Origin of the sequence: Pseudomonas sp. BN414, from assembly GCF_029871275.1 — a bacterium.
In the GTDB taxonomy this organism is placed as follows: domain Bacteria; phylum Pseudomonadota; class Gammaproteobacteria; order Pseudomonadales; family Pseudomonadaceae; genus Metapseudomonas; species Metapseudomonas resinovorans_C.
Window position 1 is genome coordinate 1 of record NZ_SSOL01000060.1, and the last position, 15496, is coordinate 15496.

Consider the following 15496-nt stretch of genomic DNA (forward strand, 5'->3'; position numbering starts at 1 on the left):
ACGTCGTCGACGCTGATGCCGCTGGTGTCCTTGAGCGGGCGCAGGTCGAGGATGCACTCGTGGGCCACCAGGCCGTTGCTGCCGGTGTAGAGCACCGGGTAGTGCTCTTCCAGGCGGCGGGCGATGTAGTTGGCGTTGAGGATCGCCATCTGGGTGGCGCGGCGCAGGCCGTCGCCGCCCATCATGCGGATGTACATCCAGGTGATTGGCAGGATGCTGGCGCTGCCGAAGGGCGCCGCGCTGACCGCGCCCTCTTTGCGCGCCATGTGCGCGTGGCCGGGCAGGAAGGGCGCCAGGTGGGCCTTCACGCCGATCGGGCCGACGCCCGGGCCGCCGCCGCCGTGGGGGATGCAGAAGGTCTTGTGCAGGTTCAGGTGCGAGACGTCGCCGCCGAACTGGCCCGGGGCGCAGAGGCCGACCATGGCGTTCATGTTGGCGCCGTCGATGTACACCTGGCCGCCGTTGGCGTGGATGACCTCGCAGATCTCGCGGATGCCTTCCTCGAACACGCCGTGGGTCGACGGGTAGGTGATCATCAGCGCGGCGAGGCGGTCCTTGTGCTCCTCGGCCTTGGCCTTGAGGTCGGCGATGTCGACGTTGCCGCGGGCGTCGCAGGCGGTCACCACCACGCGCATGCCGACCATGCTGGCGGTGGCGGGGTTGGTGCCGTGGGCCGATTGCGGGATCAGGCAGATGTCGCGCTGGTCGTCGCCACGGCTGAGGTGGTAGGCGCGAATCGCCAGCAGGCCGGCGTACTCGCCCTGGGAGCCGGCGTTGGGCTGCAGGGATACGGCGTCATAGCCGGTGGCCTGGCAGAGCATGGCTTCCAGCTCGCTGGTCAGTTCCTGGTAGCCGGCGCTCTGCTCGGCGGGGGCGAAGGGGTGCAGGGCGCCGAACTCGGCCCAGGTCACCGGGATCATTTCGCTCGCGGCGTTCAGCTTCATGGTGCAGGAACCCAGCGGGATCATGCTGCGGTCCAGCGCCAGGTCCTTGTCGGCGAGCTTGCGCAGGTAGCGCATCAGCTCGGTTTCCGAGTGGTAGCGGTTGAACACCGGGTGGCTGAGGATCGCGCTCTGGCGCAGCAGGGCGGCCGGCAGGCGGCTGGCGACCTTGGCGGCCAGCGCGGCGAAGGCCGGCAGGGCCTGGCCGTTGGCGAACAGCGCCCAGAGCTGCTCGACGTCGGCTTGGGTGGTGGTCTCGTCCAGGGACAGGCCGAGGCGGACGGCGTCCACTTCACGCAGGTTGAGGCGCTGGGCGCGGGCCTGGGCGTGCAGCTCGGCGGTCTTGCTGCCGGTGGCCAGGGTCAGGGTGTCGAAGAAGCTTTCCTGCTCGACAGTGAAGCCCAGCTTGGCCAGGCCCTGGGCCAGGATCGCGGTCAGCTGGTGCACGCGGTTGGCGATGCGGGTCAGGCCCTGCGGGCCGTGGTAGACGGCGTACATGCTGGCGATGTTGGCCAGCAGCACCTGCGCGGTGCAGATGTTGCTGGTGGCCTTCTCGCGGCGGATGTGCTGCTCGCGGGTCTGCATGGCCAGGCGCAGGGCCGGCTGGCCGTGGCGGTCGATGGAGACGCCGACCAGGCGGCCGGGCATGTCGCGCTTGAAGCTGTCGCGGGTGGCGAAGTAGGCCGCGTGCGGGCCACCGAAGCCGAGCGGCACGCCGAAGCGCTGAGCGCTGCCGAGGGCGACGTCGGCGCCGAACTCGCCGGGCGGGGTCAGCAGGGTCAGGGCGAGCAGGTCGGCGGCGACGGCGACCAGGGCGCCGGCGGCGTGGAAGCGTGCCACCAGTTCGCGGTAGTCGAAGACATCGCCGTTGGCGGCGGGGTACTGCAGCAGGGCGCCGAAGTAGGCGCTGGCGTCGGTCAGCTCACGCTCGTCGCCGATCACCACCTCGATGCCCAGCGGCTCGGCACGGGTGCGCAGCACGTCGAGGGTCTGCGGGTGGCAGTGCTGCGAGGCGAAGAAGGCGTGGCTGGCCTTGTTCTTCGCCAGGCGCTTGCAGAAGGTCATGGCTTCGGCGGCGGCGGTGCCTTCGTCGAGCAGGGAGGCGTTGGCCACCGGCAGGCCGGAGAGGTCGCTGACCAGGGTCTGGAAGTTCAGCAGGGCTTCCAGGCGACCCTGGGAGATTTCCGGCTGGTAGGGGGTGTAGGCGGTGTACCAGGCCGGGTTTTCCAGCAGGTTGCGCAGGATCGGGCTGGGGGTGTGGCAGGGGTAGTAGCCCTGGCCGATGTAGCTCTTGAACAGCTGGTTCTTCGCGGCGATGGCCTTGATCGCGGCGAGCGCTTCGGCCTCACCCTGGCCGGCCGGCAGGTCGAGCACGCTGGTGCCCTTGATGCTGTCGGGGATGACGCTGGCGGAGAGGGCTTCGATGTCCTCATAGCCGAGCAGGGTCAGCATGGCCTTGGTGTCGGCGTCGCGCGGGCCAATGTGGCGGGCGATGAATTCGTTGGTGGTGGCGAGGGCCGGGGTTTCGATGCTCATGGTCTTTCCTCAGCCGTTGGCTTTCAGCAGATTTTCGTAGCCGGCCTGGTCGAGGAGGCCGTCGAGGATGCTGGCGTCGGCCAGCTGCATGCGGAAGAACCAGCCTTTGCCGAGCGGCTCTTCGTTGACCAGTTCGGGGCTGTCGGCCAGTTGCTGGTTCACTTCGATCACTTCGCCGTCCAGCGGCATGACGATGTTGCTGGCGGCCTTCACCGATTCCAGTACGGCGACTTCTGCGCCTTGGGCGTAGGCCTGCAGTTCCGGGAGTTGGACGAAGACCACATCGCCCAACGCGTCCTGCGCGTACTCGGTAATACCAACGGTGACGCTGCCGTCTGCTTCAAGGCGCAGCCATTCGTGGTCGGCGGTGAAACGCAAATTGCTCATTCTTGGTCCTCAACTCGTATGTCGCGCCTGTTTCTTCTGCCAGGCGCTTAGCCCCGCACGCGGTCATGGCCGCGCGCTGTTGCCCGGCCTTTAGCAAGGGCAGTGCCAGAAGGCTGAAAGCCTTATCTATCAAGGCATTGGGTGTGTTTATGAAGAATCGGGATGAGTTTTACTGTACTGAATTCGCTACAGGTCACCGGGTGCGGTGCCAGGCGAACATAGGAGAGGCAAGCGTGGTGCGGGTTTCAGTGTTTCGTATCGAAATCATTACGCTGTAGCGATTTCGATACGATGTGAGGTGTGTTTATATAAAAAGTCATATTTATCAGTAGTTTATGATTCTTATGTAATGCTATAGATTAACTCGTGAGGCTTTGTTTTCTTGTGGGGGCGAATTCATTCGCTGAGGGGCGCGTAGCGGCCCCCTTTTGCGTCCGAAAGGCAGGCCTGCGGCCTGCTCAGCGAATGAATTCGCCCCCACAATGGATTGAGTTATCTGCTTGTAAATCTTTTAAATTCAACCAGATACGATATTTATCCAGAAATTGGATCAGCTTCTGCCCGGAATCCCATACTTGCGCAGCCGGTGGGCAATGGCTGTATGGGAAGTTTGCAAGCGCGCCGCCAACTGACGGGTCGACGGGTAGGTAACGAAGAGCTTCTCCAGCAGCGCCCGCTCGAAGTTCTCCACGGCCTCTTCCAGGCTGTTGACTTCACCATCGCTCGCCCGCGCCACGGCGGTGCCGGCAATGTCCAGGTCGCCAATTTCCACCAGGCTGCTTTCGCAGATGGCTGCCGCGCGGAAGATCACGTTCTGCAGCTGACGCACGTTGCCCGGCCAGCGGTTGCCCAGTAGCGCCTGGAAGGTGCCGGGTGCCAGGCGGCAGGCCGGGCGCTGGATCTGAGTGCAGGCCTGCTGCATGAAGAAGCGGGCCAGCAACAGGATGTCCTGCCCCCGCTCGCGAAGTGGCGGCACTTCCAGGTTGAGCACGTTGAGGCGGTAGAAGAGGTCCTCGCGGAAGGTGCCTTCGCCGACCATCTTTTCCAGGTTGCGGTGAGTGGCGCTGAGAATGCGCACGTCCACCTTGATCTCGCGGTCGCCACCCACCCGGCGGAAGCTGCCGTCGCTGAGGAAGCGCAGCAGCTTGGCCTGCAGGTAGGGCGACATCTCGCCGATTTCGTCGAGGAACACCGTGCCCTGGTGAGCCAGTTCCAGCAGGCCGGGCTTGCCGCCGCGCTGGGCGCCGGTGAAGGCGCCGGGTGCATAGCCGAACAGCTCGCTTTCAGCCAGGTTTTCCGGCAGTGCCGCGCAGTTCAGTGCCAGGAAGGGCTGGTTGCGCCGGGTGCTGGCGGCATGGCAGGCGCGCGCCACCAGTTCCTTGCCGGTACCGGTTTCGCCATGGATAAGCAGGGGGGCGTCGAGTGACGCCACGCGCTGGGCGCGAGTCTTGAGGGTGGCCATGGGCGCCGAGTCGCCCAGCAGCGCATCGAAGCCTCCCGCAGCATGGTCGTGGTGCAGGGCCGAGAGGCGCTCGCCGATGCGGTTGGGCTGGTACAGGGTCAGCAGCGCGCCAGCCAGGTGGTCGCCTTCGGTAATGGGGACCGCATCCAGCAGCAGCGCCTGGCCCTTGAGGGTGATTTCCCGCAGAGGGAGCCGGAAACTGTGCTCCAGCAGGGCGCTGTGCAGGCTGTCGTCGCCAAACAGTTGCGCCAGCGGCTGCCCCTCGGGTTCGTCACCGTAAAGGGCGATCAGCGCCGGATTGGCCAGCAGGACGCGGCCCGCGCCGTCCACCGCCAGCACCGGATCGGTCATGGCCGCCAGCAAGGCATCGAGCTGCAGGCGCCGGCGCTGGCCGGGCAGGATGTCCACCACCGTGACTTCCTGCACGCCGTGCACCGCATGCAGGGCCTCACGCAGCTCGTCGAGTACTTCCGGGCTGAGGGTCGGGGCATCGATGTAGACGTTGGGCGGCACCATCTCGACCGCATCCAGATTGAGATTGCGGCCGCCGAGCAGGGCCAGGACCTCCTGGGTGATGCCGACGCGGTCGATGAAGGTGACGTGAATTCGCATGGAAACGCTGGGCTGGCGATTTGAAGGGGCGAATTATGCCCGGTCTGTCGTCCTTAGGTAACAGGTCGTCGCGGTGCAGTCATTCAAGCCGGGTCGAGTCGATGCCTACGCCAGCGGTTTTTGCTGTCCATGAAAAAGCCCCGCATCGGCGGGGCTTTTCGTTTGCGGCTGTCGCATCAGCAGGTCAGGGCTTTCTGTGCCCGGTCGATCACGTTCTTCAGATGATCGGCGTCGCCATAGTGCTCCGGGTACAAACGCTCGCTGTGACGGGCGACACCAAACTCGTTGACGATGGTGAAGCTGAAGTTGCCGTTGCGAGCGGCGGTGATATGGCAGGTGAACGGCGCAAATGCGTGGGTCAGGGTGCTGATTGCAGCTTGTGCTTGATGATGGATGGTCATCGTGTTGCTTCCTTCGTTTTGCGGCCATGGGCCGCCAGACAATGGCTCCGAATCCGCCGAGTAACACACTCTGGTCGGATGATCCTTATCGGAGCAAGGGTGCCGGCATGAAGTTCCCCGATCGGGATCAAGCTCTGGCAGCTGGTACTTGGGATGCCAGGTGCTGCGCCGGGCAAGGGTCTGGCTCGGCTGGCAGTCCTGGTCAATCTACCGCGTGCTCATGACAGCTTTACTGCATCGCCTTCGGCGGCGTTGCGGTCGGTGAGTCGGCGGGGGTGGCCGGGTCCCTTTGGGTTGGGCTTCTCAGGGGTGAGAGGCGAGGGATCGGAAGGCCGGATTGACTTACAACTTGGTACTAACGGAGGCGACCCTAAAGGATCGCCGAGCAAAAATCAAGCCATTTTAATGGCTTTGCGGTAATTGGCTGATGTTGATCTCGGTAACGAGGGAGGTGCGCGCCGGCGGCGTACGGGCGAGCAGGGGACAGAAACGGTCCAGTGACTGGATCAGGTCCCATTGCAGCTCGAGGTCGTGGCCAAGGCCGGTTACCTGGTCCAGCAGACCGACCGACGCCGCTTGCAGGTTGTTGTCGGTCGAGCCGGCCATGTTGGCGGTGACTTTTGCCAGCAGGGTGGTGATTGCCGTCATGTTGCGGGTGGTGAGGGCCAGGATATTGGCCAGCAAGGCAATTTCACTTTGCGGTATTTGTTGTTCGGGAATCTGGTCCATGAGTGCTCCGCTTGGGCCATCAGTCCATGTGGCGATGCGCCATTATCGATTTGAGATGGCTGTCACGGCGATGGAGTCACGGCGGTAACTGGTGATGGGAAATCTCTCAACAGCATGTAGGAGATTGGCTATCTCGCTGCAGGAATAGGACGCAGACAGCATTGATCTAGTTCCAAAGCAGCATTGCTACCCTTTTGGTAGGGTTCGAATCTAGGATTGATCCCTATCTGGTACGGCCTGCCATGCCCCTTCATTTCGAATCCACTGCGCAGCAGCGATCGCAGGACATGCACTTGGCGAACGGCCTTCAGGTACACCTGATGCAGCGCCCCGGTACAGCGATGGGCGCAGTATTGGTGGAGATAGAAGGCGGCAGCCATGACGAGCCGGCCGAGTACCCCGGGCTTGCACATTTCCTCGAACATCTCGTGTTTCTCGGCAGCCGCGACTTCCCGCCGGAGCAGAGCCTGATTCCCTTCGTCCAGCGCCTGGGCGGACGGGTCAATGCCAGCACTCAGGCGCGTCGCACACGCTTCTTTTGCGAAGTGCCGGCAACGCACCTCGACCAGGCGCTGGCGCGACTCATGGACATGCTCGTCAATCCTTTGCTGGAAACGGCGGCCATATGGCGCGAGCGTGACGTGCTGCAAGCCGAGTACAGCGCCCGTACGCAGGACCGGCAGACCCTCTGCGAAGCCGCGCTGGCGTGGGCCCTGGCACCCGGCCATCCACTGGCGGATTTCCATGCGGGCAATGCTGCCAGCCTGGACCTGCACGCGCCTGCATTCATGCCGACCCTCCGCCGATTCCACCGGGAACACTACCAGCCTGGCCGCATGCGCCTGACATTGGTGGCGCCGCAGTCGCTGGACCAGCAACTCGAACTCGTTCGACGCCAGGCTGAGCCGCTGCTGGTGGGAAACCATCGGTCCGTCCCGGACGCGCCGCCCTTGCTGCCCCTGCGTGAGAGCCGGCTTCGGCTCGGGCTACCAGGCGGCTCCGAAAAACTTCTGCTGGCCTTCGTGCTGGATCAACAGGGTGCCGCTCTGGAAGCCGCCGTTGCCTTTCTCGACAGCCTGATCCAGGACGAGGCGCCCGGTGGCCTGCAAGCAAGGCTCGGCTTTCTCGAACTGAGCGACGGTGTGCAGGTGCGTCTTTCCTATGCCTATCGCGGGCAGGGCCTGTTGCTGATGGACTTCGATCGGGTGCCAGGTGCGGATTGCGCTCGACTGGAGGCGGAAGTACTGAGCTGGCTGGCCTTCCTGCGCGCTTCAGCGCCGTGGCCGGGCGTCTGGGAGGAGCGGCTGGAAATCCTGCAGGGCAGGATGGATCGCCTGGACCCGCTGGACGTCGCGATGGCGCCAGGGCTTCCCGAGCAGGCAGATGTGCGTTCGCTGCTGGACGAGATGCGAGCAGAACGCCTGATACGCCTCGAAACCAGCACGTCAGTCGGTGCGCCCAATGTGGAGTCTGCAGGGTTTCCCTTGCATCTGGAGCGGCTGAACGTTTGCTCGGGTGCGCCGTCCGTAAGTCGCTGGCAGCTTCCGCCCGCCAATCCCTACCTGAGTCCGACAGTAACTGCATCAGCGACCGAATCGCTTATGACCGTGTTGCCGGAGCGGCCGGACGCCCCCGGGCAAGGCGCACTCTTCCTTCATTGGAGCCCCGGTGCAGGCGGATTGCCTGATGGGCTTGCGCATGGCTTGCGGCGAGCGCTGCGACCGCTCTTGAGTGGCGCCGCTCAGGCGGGCGTCGAGGGAGGGCTGCAGGCGGCGCGTGGCGGTTTGACGCTGGCTCTGCAAGGCGAGGTGCGAGCCTTGCGCCAGGTTACCGGCGACGTGCTGCCCGTTTTGCAGGCGCCTCCGCTCTGGGCACTGGCTCAGGGGCCGCGTTTGCAGCAAAGCGAAGTGCGTCGCCAGGCCGGCGAGCTGCCCATCCGCCAGTTGCTGCAACGGCTGCCGGGCGTGCTCGACGATGCACCGACGGAAGCACCTGCCGTGTTCGATCCTGAATCACTGGCGCGCTTCTGGTGGGGATCGCGTTGGCAGGGGTTGGGACTGGGCGATGTGGCGGTGGATATCGATTTACCCGGTTCGCCAGATATATCCAGCCGGGTGGCCGGGGAGGGTAGGCGCACCTGGCATCGACTGAATGTGGAAGGTGAAGCGGCGTTGCTGCTGTTCTATCCCCTTGACTCCTTCAGCGCGGAAGCCGAAGCCGCTGGGCGCCTCCTGGCGCGCATACTGGAACCCGCCTTTCACCAGCGCCTGCGGGGTGAGTTGCAGCTGGGTTATGCCCTGGCCTGTGGCTTCAGGCAGTTCGATGGGCATCGAGGCGTGCTGTTCGCCGTACAGTCGCCGCGTGAGGGCGCTGTCGGTCTTTATCAGCACATCCAGGAATTCCTTCTGCGACAGCGCGAGTGCATGGCAAGCCTCGATCAGGCCCAGCTGCACGACCTGGTCCAGGCTCTCGACCAGCAGTTGGACCGGCAAGGCACGTGCTTCGCCACCCATGCCCATCAGTGCTGGCTCGATCACCAGGCGGGCCTGCCGGCCGACCATTCGCTACAGGTACGCCGCGCCCTGGCGGGACTGCAGCCTGCGCATCTGCTGCAACGGCAGGAGTTCCTGATCGCCGGTCTGCGTTGCCAGGCCCTCGCCAACGCCGAAGCGCCCGCATCGAGCTGGCACTGACTCATCTGATCCACTCCTTTCGCACTTCTGAAGGACGAACCCGAATGGGCTTCGTCCTTTTGTGCTGTGCCTGGGTCCGCGGGTCTACGACCTTGGGGGTGCCCGGTCTTAAGCCTTGCCGATGTGGCTCGCTCGACCCGGCCAAAGCAGTGGCGAACCGCTGCCAATGCAGCGTATGGCGGCCCCACGGGCATTTCGATAATCGCCTCCGACACGACTGACCTGCCCGGTCGTCAACCCACAGCGGAGAGCGTCATGTACAACAAGAAGATCGCCCAAGCCCGTATGTCCCGCCTCGCCCTCGCGGCAGCGGTAGCCCTGGCCACTCAGCAGGCAGCCGCGGAAATTGTCCTCTACGACAAGGACCAGACCACTTTCTCCACGGATGGCTACGTCAACGCCTTCTACGTCAACAGCGACGTGGATCGCGACGGCGAACAGTTCGACCGTCGTCAGTCGCGGGTAAAGATGGGGTTCCTGCCCAACTGGATCGGTTTCAACATGGGCAAGCAGGTGGATGACCTCAAGCTCGGCGCCCGTTCTTCCTTCTGGGTCACTATCAACGACAGCGAAACCAACGGCACCGCCACTGCCATCGACGTCCGCCAGTTCTACGGCACCGCCGGCAGCGACTGGGGCGAGGTATTGGTAGGCAAAGACTTTGGCCTGTTCGCGCGTTCCAACATCCTGCTCGATGAACTGCTCGCCGGCTACGGCCAGGTCAGCGACACCCTTGGCCTGGTGGATGGCGGCGGCGTGTCCTTCGGCAACATCGGCAGTGGCTATCCCTATCCGTTCCCGACGTCGCAGATCACCTATCGCAGCCCGAAAACCGACGGCCTCCGTGCAGCCGTGGGCATCATGGACCCGGTGGACACCAATGACGACAGCCCCACCGGCAAGGCCTACCAGGAAAACCCGCGTTTCGAGTCCGAGATCACCTACGAATTCGACCTGGGCGGCGCGCAGATCTATTCCTGGGTCAACGGTGCCTACCAGACCTCGGAAAACACCGACCCCAACGTCGACAGCGTCACCTCCAAGGGACTGGGCTACGGCGTGCAGGCCAAGATGGGCGCTTTCACCCTGGTGGGCTCCGGCTTCCAGGCCAAGGGCATCAACCCCTTCTTCACCAACAACGCCGGCGAGCCGACCCTGCGCGAAGTGGACAGCGACGGCTACTTGCTGCAGGGCTCCTACCGCTTCGGCAAGAACCGCCTGGCGCTGTCCTACGGCAAGACCAAGGACGACGGCAACGGCGTGGTGAACACCGGTGCCGACTACGAAACCCGCGGTATCGCGTTGTTCCACGACATCAACGACAACCTCAAGCTGGTGGCCGAGTACAACCAGTTCGAGATCGATGGCCATGAGGGCGATACCCAGAACGAAGACACCGACACCGTTGCCCTGGGTGCCGTGCTGACCTGGTAAGCCCTGATCGAGATTGCTCCGGTTTTGGCGGGAGAGACTGTTGTCCTCCCGCCTTTTTTATTTCCGGGACACAGTGGGCGGTGTGCTCTTGTAGGGGCGAATTTATTCGCCAAGGGTTGCGAAGCGACCCCAATCGGATTCCCAGGGGCAGCCCTTCGGCCTGCTTGGCGAATGAATTCGCCCCTACAGGGTATGCGCCCGCCAGCCCACTACCTTCGGACTAGTCCGCCGCTACCCAAGAAGGATGGGGCGTCCCGGACCCCCTCCGTAGAATTTCCCTATCCCGAACAAGGCTATTGAGTGAGACCGAGGATGCTCGAAGAACCGGCAGAGGGCGTCGTCACCGCCATGTCGATGGCCAGCGAGGCGGAGGCCGTGGCCCAGGACCTGGCGCGCCAGCTCATCCACCCGCACCTGGGGTTCGTGCTGTTCTTCTGTTCGGCCGAATACGACCTCGAAGCGCTGGGTCATGCACTGGAGCAGTATTTCGGGGGTGTGCGCCTGGTGGGTTGCACCAGCGCCGGGGAAATCACGCCGCAGGGATATGGCCGCAACTGCGTCAGTGCGGTCGGATTCGACCATCGCAGCTTCTCCATCGCTAGCGCCCTGGTGGATGAGATGGATCGTTTCGGTCTGATCGACGCCCAGCAACTGGTCGAGCGGCTGGTGCAGGACTGTCGGGCCGATTCCCTGGTGCCGATCAAGGGCCACAGCTTCGCCTTGACCCTCCTGGACGGCCTGTCCAGTCGCGAGGAAGTGGTGTTGGCGGCGCTCGGTGCCGCTTTCGGCAGCATCCCGCACTTTGGTGGTTCGGCCGCCGACGATCATCACCTCAAGCACACCCACGTCTATTACGAAGGGCGTTTCCACGCGGGCGCGGCGGTGGTGGTGCTGATCAACACCGCGCTGGATTTCGAGGTGTTCAGCACCCATCACATCCTGCCGGGTACCGAGAAACTTGTGGTCACCCGTGCCGACAACGCCAGCCGCCGGGTTTTCGAACTCAACGCGGAACCTGCAGCCGAAGTCTATGCGCGCATGATCGGTGTACCGCTCGAGGCCCTCGAACTGAGCGTGTTCGCCGCGCATCCCCTGGCGGTGCGCCTGGGAGATTCGTACTACGTGCGTTCCATCCAGCGGGTCAATGCGGACCTCAGCCTGACCTTCTACTGCGCGGTGGAGAACGGCATTGTCCTGACCGCCATGCGCACCGGCCCACTGCTGCCCAACCTGGAAGCGCTGTTCGAGCGTCTTGGCGAGCGGCTTGGCGCGCCCTTGGTGACCATCGGCTGCGACTGCTTCCTGCGTCGGCTGGAGATCGAGAACGACGCAGACGCCGTGGCTCGCACCTCAGAAATCCTGCGTCGGCAGCGGGTCATCGGCTTCAACTCCTATGGGGAACAGTTCAATGGCATGCACATCAACCAGACCTTCACTGGAGTCGCCATTGGCCGTCGGGGTGGCAATGGATGCCGCTGAACAGCAGGCACGCCTGACTGCGCTCGAAGATGAGAACCGCAAGCTGCGGCGTATCAATGCCGCGCTGATCGAGCGGGTGGAGTCCAGCGCCTCGCGCCACGACGACAGCTACGCCGCCTTCCAGCATTCGGTGGTGTTGGCCGAGCAGGTGCGTGAGCGAACCGATGCACTGAACCAGGCCATGGCCGAACTCAAGGCCAGCAACCGGCTGCTGAGTGACGCCCGGTTGCGCGCGGAAACCGCCCACCAGCATCTGATCGACGCCATCGAAAGCATTTCCGACGCCTTTGTGCTATTCGACCGAGACCAGCGCATCGTCCTCTTCAATAGCCGCTTCAAGTCGTTCTGGGCCAGGACCCGCGCGCGCATCTGCGCCGGTACCCGGCTTTCGGAAATCCGTCGCCTGGCCGAAAGCACCGGACTGATCGTCGAAGAGCATCGTGGCAGCGATGACAATGTCCTCTATCGCCTGCATAACGGGCGCTGGGTGCAGGTCAGCGAGCGACCGACCCGTGAAGGCGGGCTGGTGATCCTCTACACCGATATCACCGAGGTCAAGCAGAGCGAAACCGCTCGCCGCGAGCAGGCCCTGGCGCAGAAGTCGCGGCTGTTGCAGCGCGCCGTCGACAACCTCTCCCAGGGGGTGGCCATGGTCAGTGCCGAGGGCGTCCTGGAGCTCTGGAACCACCGCTTCCTCGAACTCTGCGGCTTGGCGCCGTTGGAAGCGCATCGTGCGTTCGCGGGCGTCATGGCGGACAGCGAGCTGCCATTGCTCACCCCCGACACCCGCGACGCCAATGGTCGTCCTGTCCGTGAGATGGAGCAGCGCCTGTACAACGGCCGGGTAATGGAAGTTCGTACCCACCCGCTACCCACCGGCGGCTTCGTCAATACCTTCACCGACATCACCGAGCGTTATCGCCATGCCGAGATGCTGGCCGAGAGTGAGCGCTGGATTCGCCTGATCACTGACCATGTTCCCGCACTGATCGCTTACCTCAGCTCCGACCTCATCTACGAATTCACCAACAAGGTCTACGAGGAGTGGTACCGCTGGCCGCGCGGCGCGATGCTCGGCCAGAGCCTGCGCGAGGTGCACAGCGACGAGCACTGGCGACGCCTCGAGCCTTACGTGGAGCGGGCGCTGAATGGCGAAAGCCTGTCCTTCGAGGTCACCGAGACCAATCACAATGGTCAGGACCGCTGCATGCTGCGGTCCTACGTGCCGAATCGCCTGGCCAATGGCGAAGTGGTCGGAATTTTTGTGCTGATCCGTGACATCACCGAGCGTCGCCGCACCGCTGAGGCCCTGCACCAGGCCTACCAGAACCTGGAGCAGCGGGTCCGTGAGCGCACTACCGAGCTGACCGCACTGAATAGCCAACTGCGCCGCGAGATCGACGAGCGCACCCAGGTCGAACTGCGCTTGCGGGAGGCCAAGTTCGAAGCCGAAAAGGCCAACCTGTCCAAGACCAAATTCCTCGCAGCGGTCAGCCACGACCTGCTGCAGCCCCTGAATGCCGCACGGTTGTTCACCAGCGCACTGCTGGAACAGCGCAGCCAGACCTGCAACCTTGCGCTGGTGCGCAATGTCAGCAATTCACTGGAAGACGTGGAGAACCTGCTGGGGACCCTGGTGGACATTTCCAAGCTGGATGCCGGGGTGATCAAGCCGGATATCGCGCCCTTCGCGGTGAGCGAACTGCTCGACAATCTGGCCGTGGAGTATCGGCAGGTCGCGACCAGCGAAGGTTTGCGACTGGACTTCGTGGGCAGTTCGGCCCTGGTGCGCAGCGACCTGCAACTGCTGGCGCGGATCCTCCGCAATCTGCTCAGCAACGCCATCCGCTATACACCGAGCGGGCGCATCCTGCTGGGGTGTCGGCGCCGTCGGCAGAGCCTGTGGATCGAGGTGCACGACACCGGGGTCGGCATCGCACAGGAGAAGCTCGGCGAGATCTTCCAGGAGTTCAAACGCGGTGAAGTGGTGCGCGAGAAGCAGGATCGCGGGCTCGGCCTGGGCCTGGCCATCGTCGAAAAGATCGCTCGCATGCTCGGCCACCGCATCCACGTGTCATCAGTGCTGGGCAAGGGTTCGCTGTTCGCCGTGGAGGTGCCGCTGGCGCGTCGCATACCGCGCCAGAAGCTGCAGCACGACGAACCACAGGCGGTGCTGGAGCGCCTGCAAGGGGCACGGGTCTGGGTGCTGGATAACGACGCCGCCATATGTGCAGGTATGCGCACACTGCTGGAAGGCTGGGGCTGCCAGGTGACCACCGCGCTATCAGAGGAAGACCTGGCACGCCAGGTGGAAAACTTCCACGCCGAAGCCGATCTGCTGATCGCCGACTACCACCTGGACAATGACTGCAATGGCGTCGACGCCGTGGCCACCATCAACGCCCGCCGCAGTACGCCGCTTCCAGCCCTGATGATCACCGCCAACTACAGCAACGAACTCAAGCAGCAGATGCGCGAGCTGGGCCATACCTTGATGCACAAACCGGTGCGGCCGATGAAGCTGAAGACGGCGATGAGTCATTTGTTGGAGCGGTGAAGGTAGGTTGTCGCGGACGGAGTTCCGCTTGAGCGAAGCGAAACTCAAAGCTACCGATCAGGTTCGCTGTTGGGCTTCGCTTCGCTCAACGCCAACCTATGGTCCGGCGTGGCGCGATTGGTGGATGGAGCGCTCCCACAACTGCACGGACCGTTCTTCGTAGGTTGTGGTAGAGCGAAGCGAAACCCAACGATTCCCGATCACCATCGCTGTTGGGCTTCGCAAGCTCAGACCAGCGTGGCCCGCACCAACCTACGGCAGGTCTGCGACCTGCTCAGCGAATGAATTCGCCCCCACAGGGACAGCAGCCGACGCGAATGCCAGATGCAGGATGGCGCGTTCTTTTGTGGGGGCGAATTTATTCGCGAAGGGCCGCGCAGCGGCCCCCACAGGAAGGGTTTACTTCAAACCCGCTGCGGCACCGCCTGGAACTTCGCCCGCAGCACCAGGGCGATGCCGCCGAGGACGGCCACCGACACCAGTGCCAGACGCAGGCTGATGTGTTCGCCAAGCAGCACTGCGCCGCCCAGGGCGGCGAGGACCGGAACGCTGAGTTGCACGCTGGCGGCCTGGAGGGCGCCGAGGCCCGGAAGGGCGCTGTACCAGATGGCGTAGCCGATGCCGGACGTCAGTGCGCCGGAAAGCACGGCGTAGCTAAAGCCTGGCAGATCCAGCTTCAGTTGGCCGATGAAAGGCAACAGGAGCAATCCGGCGAAGGGCAGGGCGCGGATGAAGTTGCCGGCGGTGGCCGCCAGCGGCGGGCCGGCCTGGCGGCCAAGCAGGGTGTAGGCACCCCAGGCGAGGCCGGAGAGCAGCATCAGCAGGCCGCCAAAAAGCGGGGGAGCGCTGGCGCCGGGCAGCAGCAGGACCACCAGTCCTCCCGTGGCCAGGGTGAAGCCCAGCGCTTGTTGCAGGTTCAACCGTTCACCGCGCAGCAGGCCGAAGACGACCATGCACAGTTGCACGGCGCCGAACAGCAGCAGCGCGCCGGCACCGGCGTCCAGTTGCAAGTAGGCGTAAGAGAAGGCGGCGGCATAGACGAACAACGCCGCCGCTGCGCGCCAATTGCCGGTCGCCGCCAGGGGCTGGCGGCGCAGGCGCAGCAATAGCCAGAGCATCAGGGCGCCAGCGACGATACGGATAGCGGTAAAACTCACCGCATCGATGGCGGTGTGCTTGAGGGCGAGTCGGCAGAGCAGGGAATTGCCGGCGAAGGCCAGCATGGCCAGGGCCGTGAACAGCAGCGTGCGGGCGGCAGGCATGGT

10 protein-coding genes are annotated in these 15496 nt (G+C 64.1%); 4 read left to right on the forward strand and 6 right to left on the reverse strand.

The features are described from left to right. From gcvP to E8E95_RS11945, 5 genes are all read right to left on the reverse strand, one after another. Nucleotides 1-2477 (reverse strand): aminomethyl-transferring glycine dehydrogenase (gcvP, locus tag E8E95_RS11925; protein WP_280350293.1); only part of this gene is annotated, 2477 nt, incomplete at its 3' end. A 9-nt stretch (nt 2478-2486) separates the two neighbouring features. Beyond that, the gene (gcvH, locus tag E8E95_RS11930; protein ID WP_280350295.1) at nt 2487-2864 is read right to left on the reverse strand and encodes a glycine cleavage system protein GcvH; all 378 of its coding nucleotides are present in this window, start codon (nt 2862-2864) and stop codon (nt 2487-2489) included. A 550-nt stretch (nt 2865-3414) separates the two neighbouring features. After that, on the reverse strand, nt 3415-4938 hold the full coding sequence (locus E8E95_RS11935; RefSeq protein ID WP_280350298.1) for a sigma-54-dependent transcriptional regulator: 1524 nt from the start codon (nt 4936-4938) through the stop codon (nt 3415-3417). Between the two features lie 176 nt (nt 4939-5114). Continuing rightward, nucleotides 5115-5339, reverse strand: a complete 225-nt coding sequence (locus tag E8E95_RS11940; protein ID WP_077521398.1) for a hypothetical protein — start codon at nt 5337-5339, stop codon at nt 5115-5117. Between the two features lie 402 nt (nt 5340-5741). After that, complete coding sequence (locus tag E8E95_RS11945; RefSeq protein ID WP_280350302.1) at nt 5742-6068, reverse strand: hypothetical protein; 327 nt, start codon at nt 6066-6068, stop codon at nt 5742-5744. Nucleotides 6069-6361: 293 nt separating this feature from the next. Here E8E95_RS11945 and pqqF point away from each other — a divergent pair, with 293 nt between their 5' ends. From pqqF to nahK, 4 genes are all read left to right on the forward strand, one after another. Next, nucleotides 6362-8761, forward strand: a complete 2400-nt coding sequence (pqqF, locus tag E8E95_RS11950) for a pyrroloquinoline quinone biosynthesis protein PqqF (protein WP_280350304.1) — start codon at nt 6362-6364, stop codon at nt 8759-8761. 285 nt (nt 8762-9046) lie between these two features. Continuing rightward, a complete protein-coding gene (locus E8E95_RS11955; protein WP_280350352.1) occupies nt 9047-10195 on the forward strand; it encodes a porin in 1149 nt (382 codons plus the stop codon). 312 nt (nt 10196-10507) lie between these two features. Further along, complete coding sequence (gene nosP / locus E8E95_RS11960) at nt 10508-11674, forward strand: nitric oxide-sensing protein NosP (protein WP_280350306.1); 1167 nt, start codon at nt 10508-10510, stop codon at nt 11672-11674. Beyond that, the gene (gene nahK, locus E8E95_RS11965) at nt 11604-14231 is read left to right on the forward strand and encodes a hybrid sensor histidine kinase/response regulator NahK/ErcS' (RefSeq protein ID WP_280350308.1); all 2628 of its coding nucleotides are present in this window, start codon (nt 11604-11606) and stop codon (nt 14229-14231) included. Before nosP ends, nahK begins: the two co-directional genes overlap by 71 nt. A 404-nt stretch (nt 14232-14635) precedes the next feature. Here nahK and E8E95_RS11970 read toward each other — a convergent pair whose 3' ends face one another. Next, on the reverse strand, nt 14636-15493 hold the full coding sequence (locus E8E95_RS11970) for a DMT family transporter (protein WP_280350310.1): 858 nt from the start codon (nt 15491-15493) through the stop codon (nt 14636-14638). Nucleotides 15494-15496: the final 3 nt, after the last annotated feature.

What these genes read in the sequence shown, in the direction of transcription:
- E8E95_RS11945 (WP_280350302.1), bottom strand. Translation starts at nt 6,068, where the DNA reads ATGGACCAGATTCCCGAACAACAAATACCGCAAAGTGAAATTGCCTTG.
- nahK (WP_280350308.1), top strand. Translation starts at nt 11,604, where the DNA reads ATGGCATGCACATCAACCAGACCTTCACTGGAGTCGCCATTGGCCGTC.
- E8E95_RS11940 (WP_077521398.1), bottom strand. Translation starts at nt 5,339, where the DNA reads ATGACCATCCATCATCAAGCACAAGCTGCAATCAGCACCCTGACCCAC.
- E8E95_RS11935 (WP_280350298.1), bottom strand. Translation starts at nt 4,938, where the DNA reads ATGCGAATTCACGTCACCTTCATCGACCGCGTCGGCATCACCCAGGAG.
- gcvH (WP_280350295.1), bottom strand. Translation starts at nt 2,864, where the DNA reads ATGAGCAATTTGCGTTTCACCGCCGACCACGAATGGCTGCGCCTTGAA.
- nosP (WP_280350306.1), top strand. Translation starts at nt 10,508, where the DNA reads ATGCTCGAAGAACCGGCAGAGGGCGTCGTCACCGCCATGTCGATGGCC.
- E8E95_RS11970 (WP_280350310.1), bottom strand. Translation starts at nt 15,493, where the DNA reads ATGCCTGCCGCCCGCACGCTGCTGTTCACGGCCCTGGCCATGCTGGCC.
- E8E95_RS11955 (WP_280350352.1), top strand. Translation starts at nt 9,047, where the DNA reads ATGTCCCGCCTCGCCCTCGCGGCAGCGGTAGCCCTGGCCACTCAGCAG.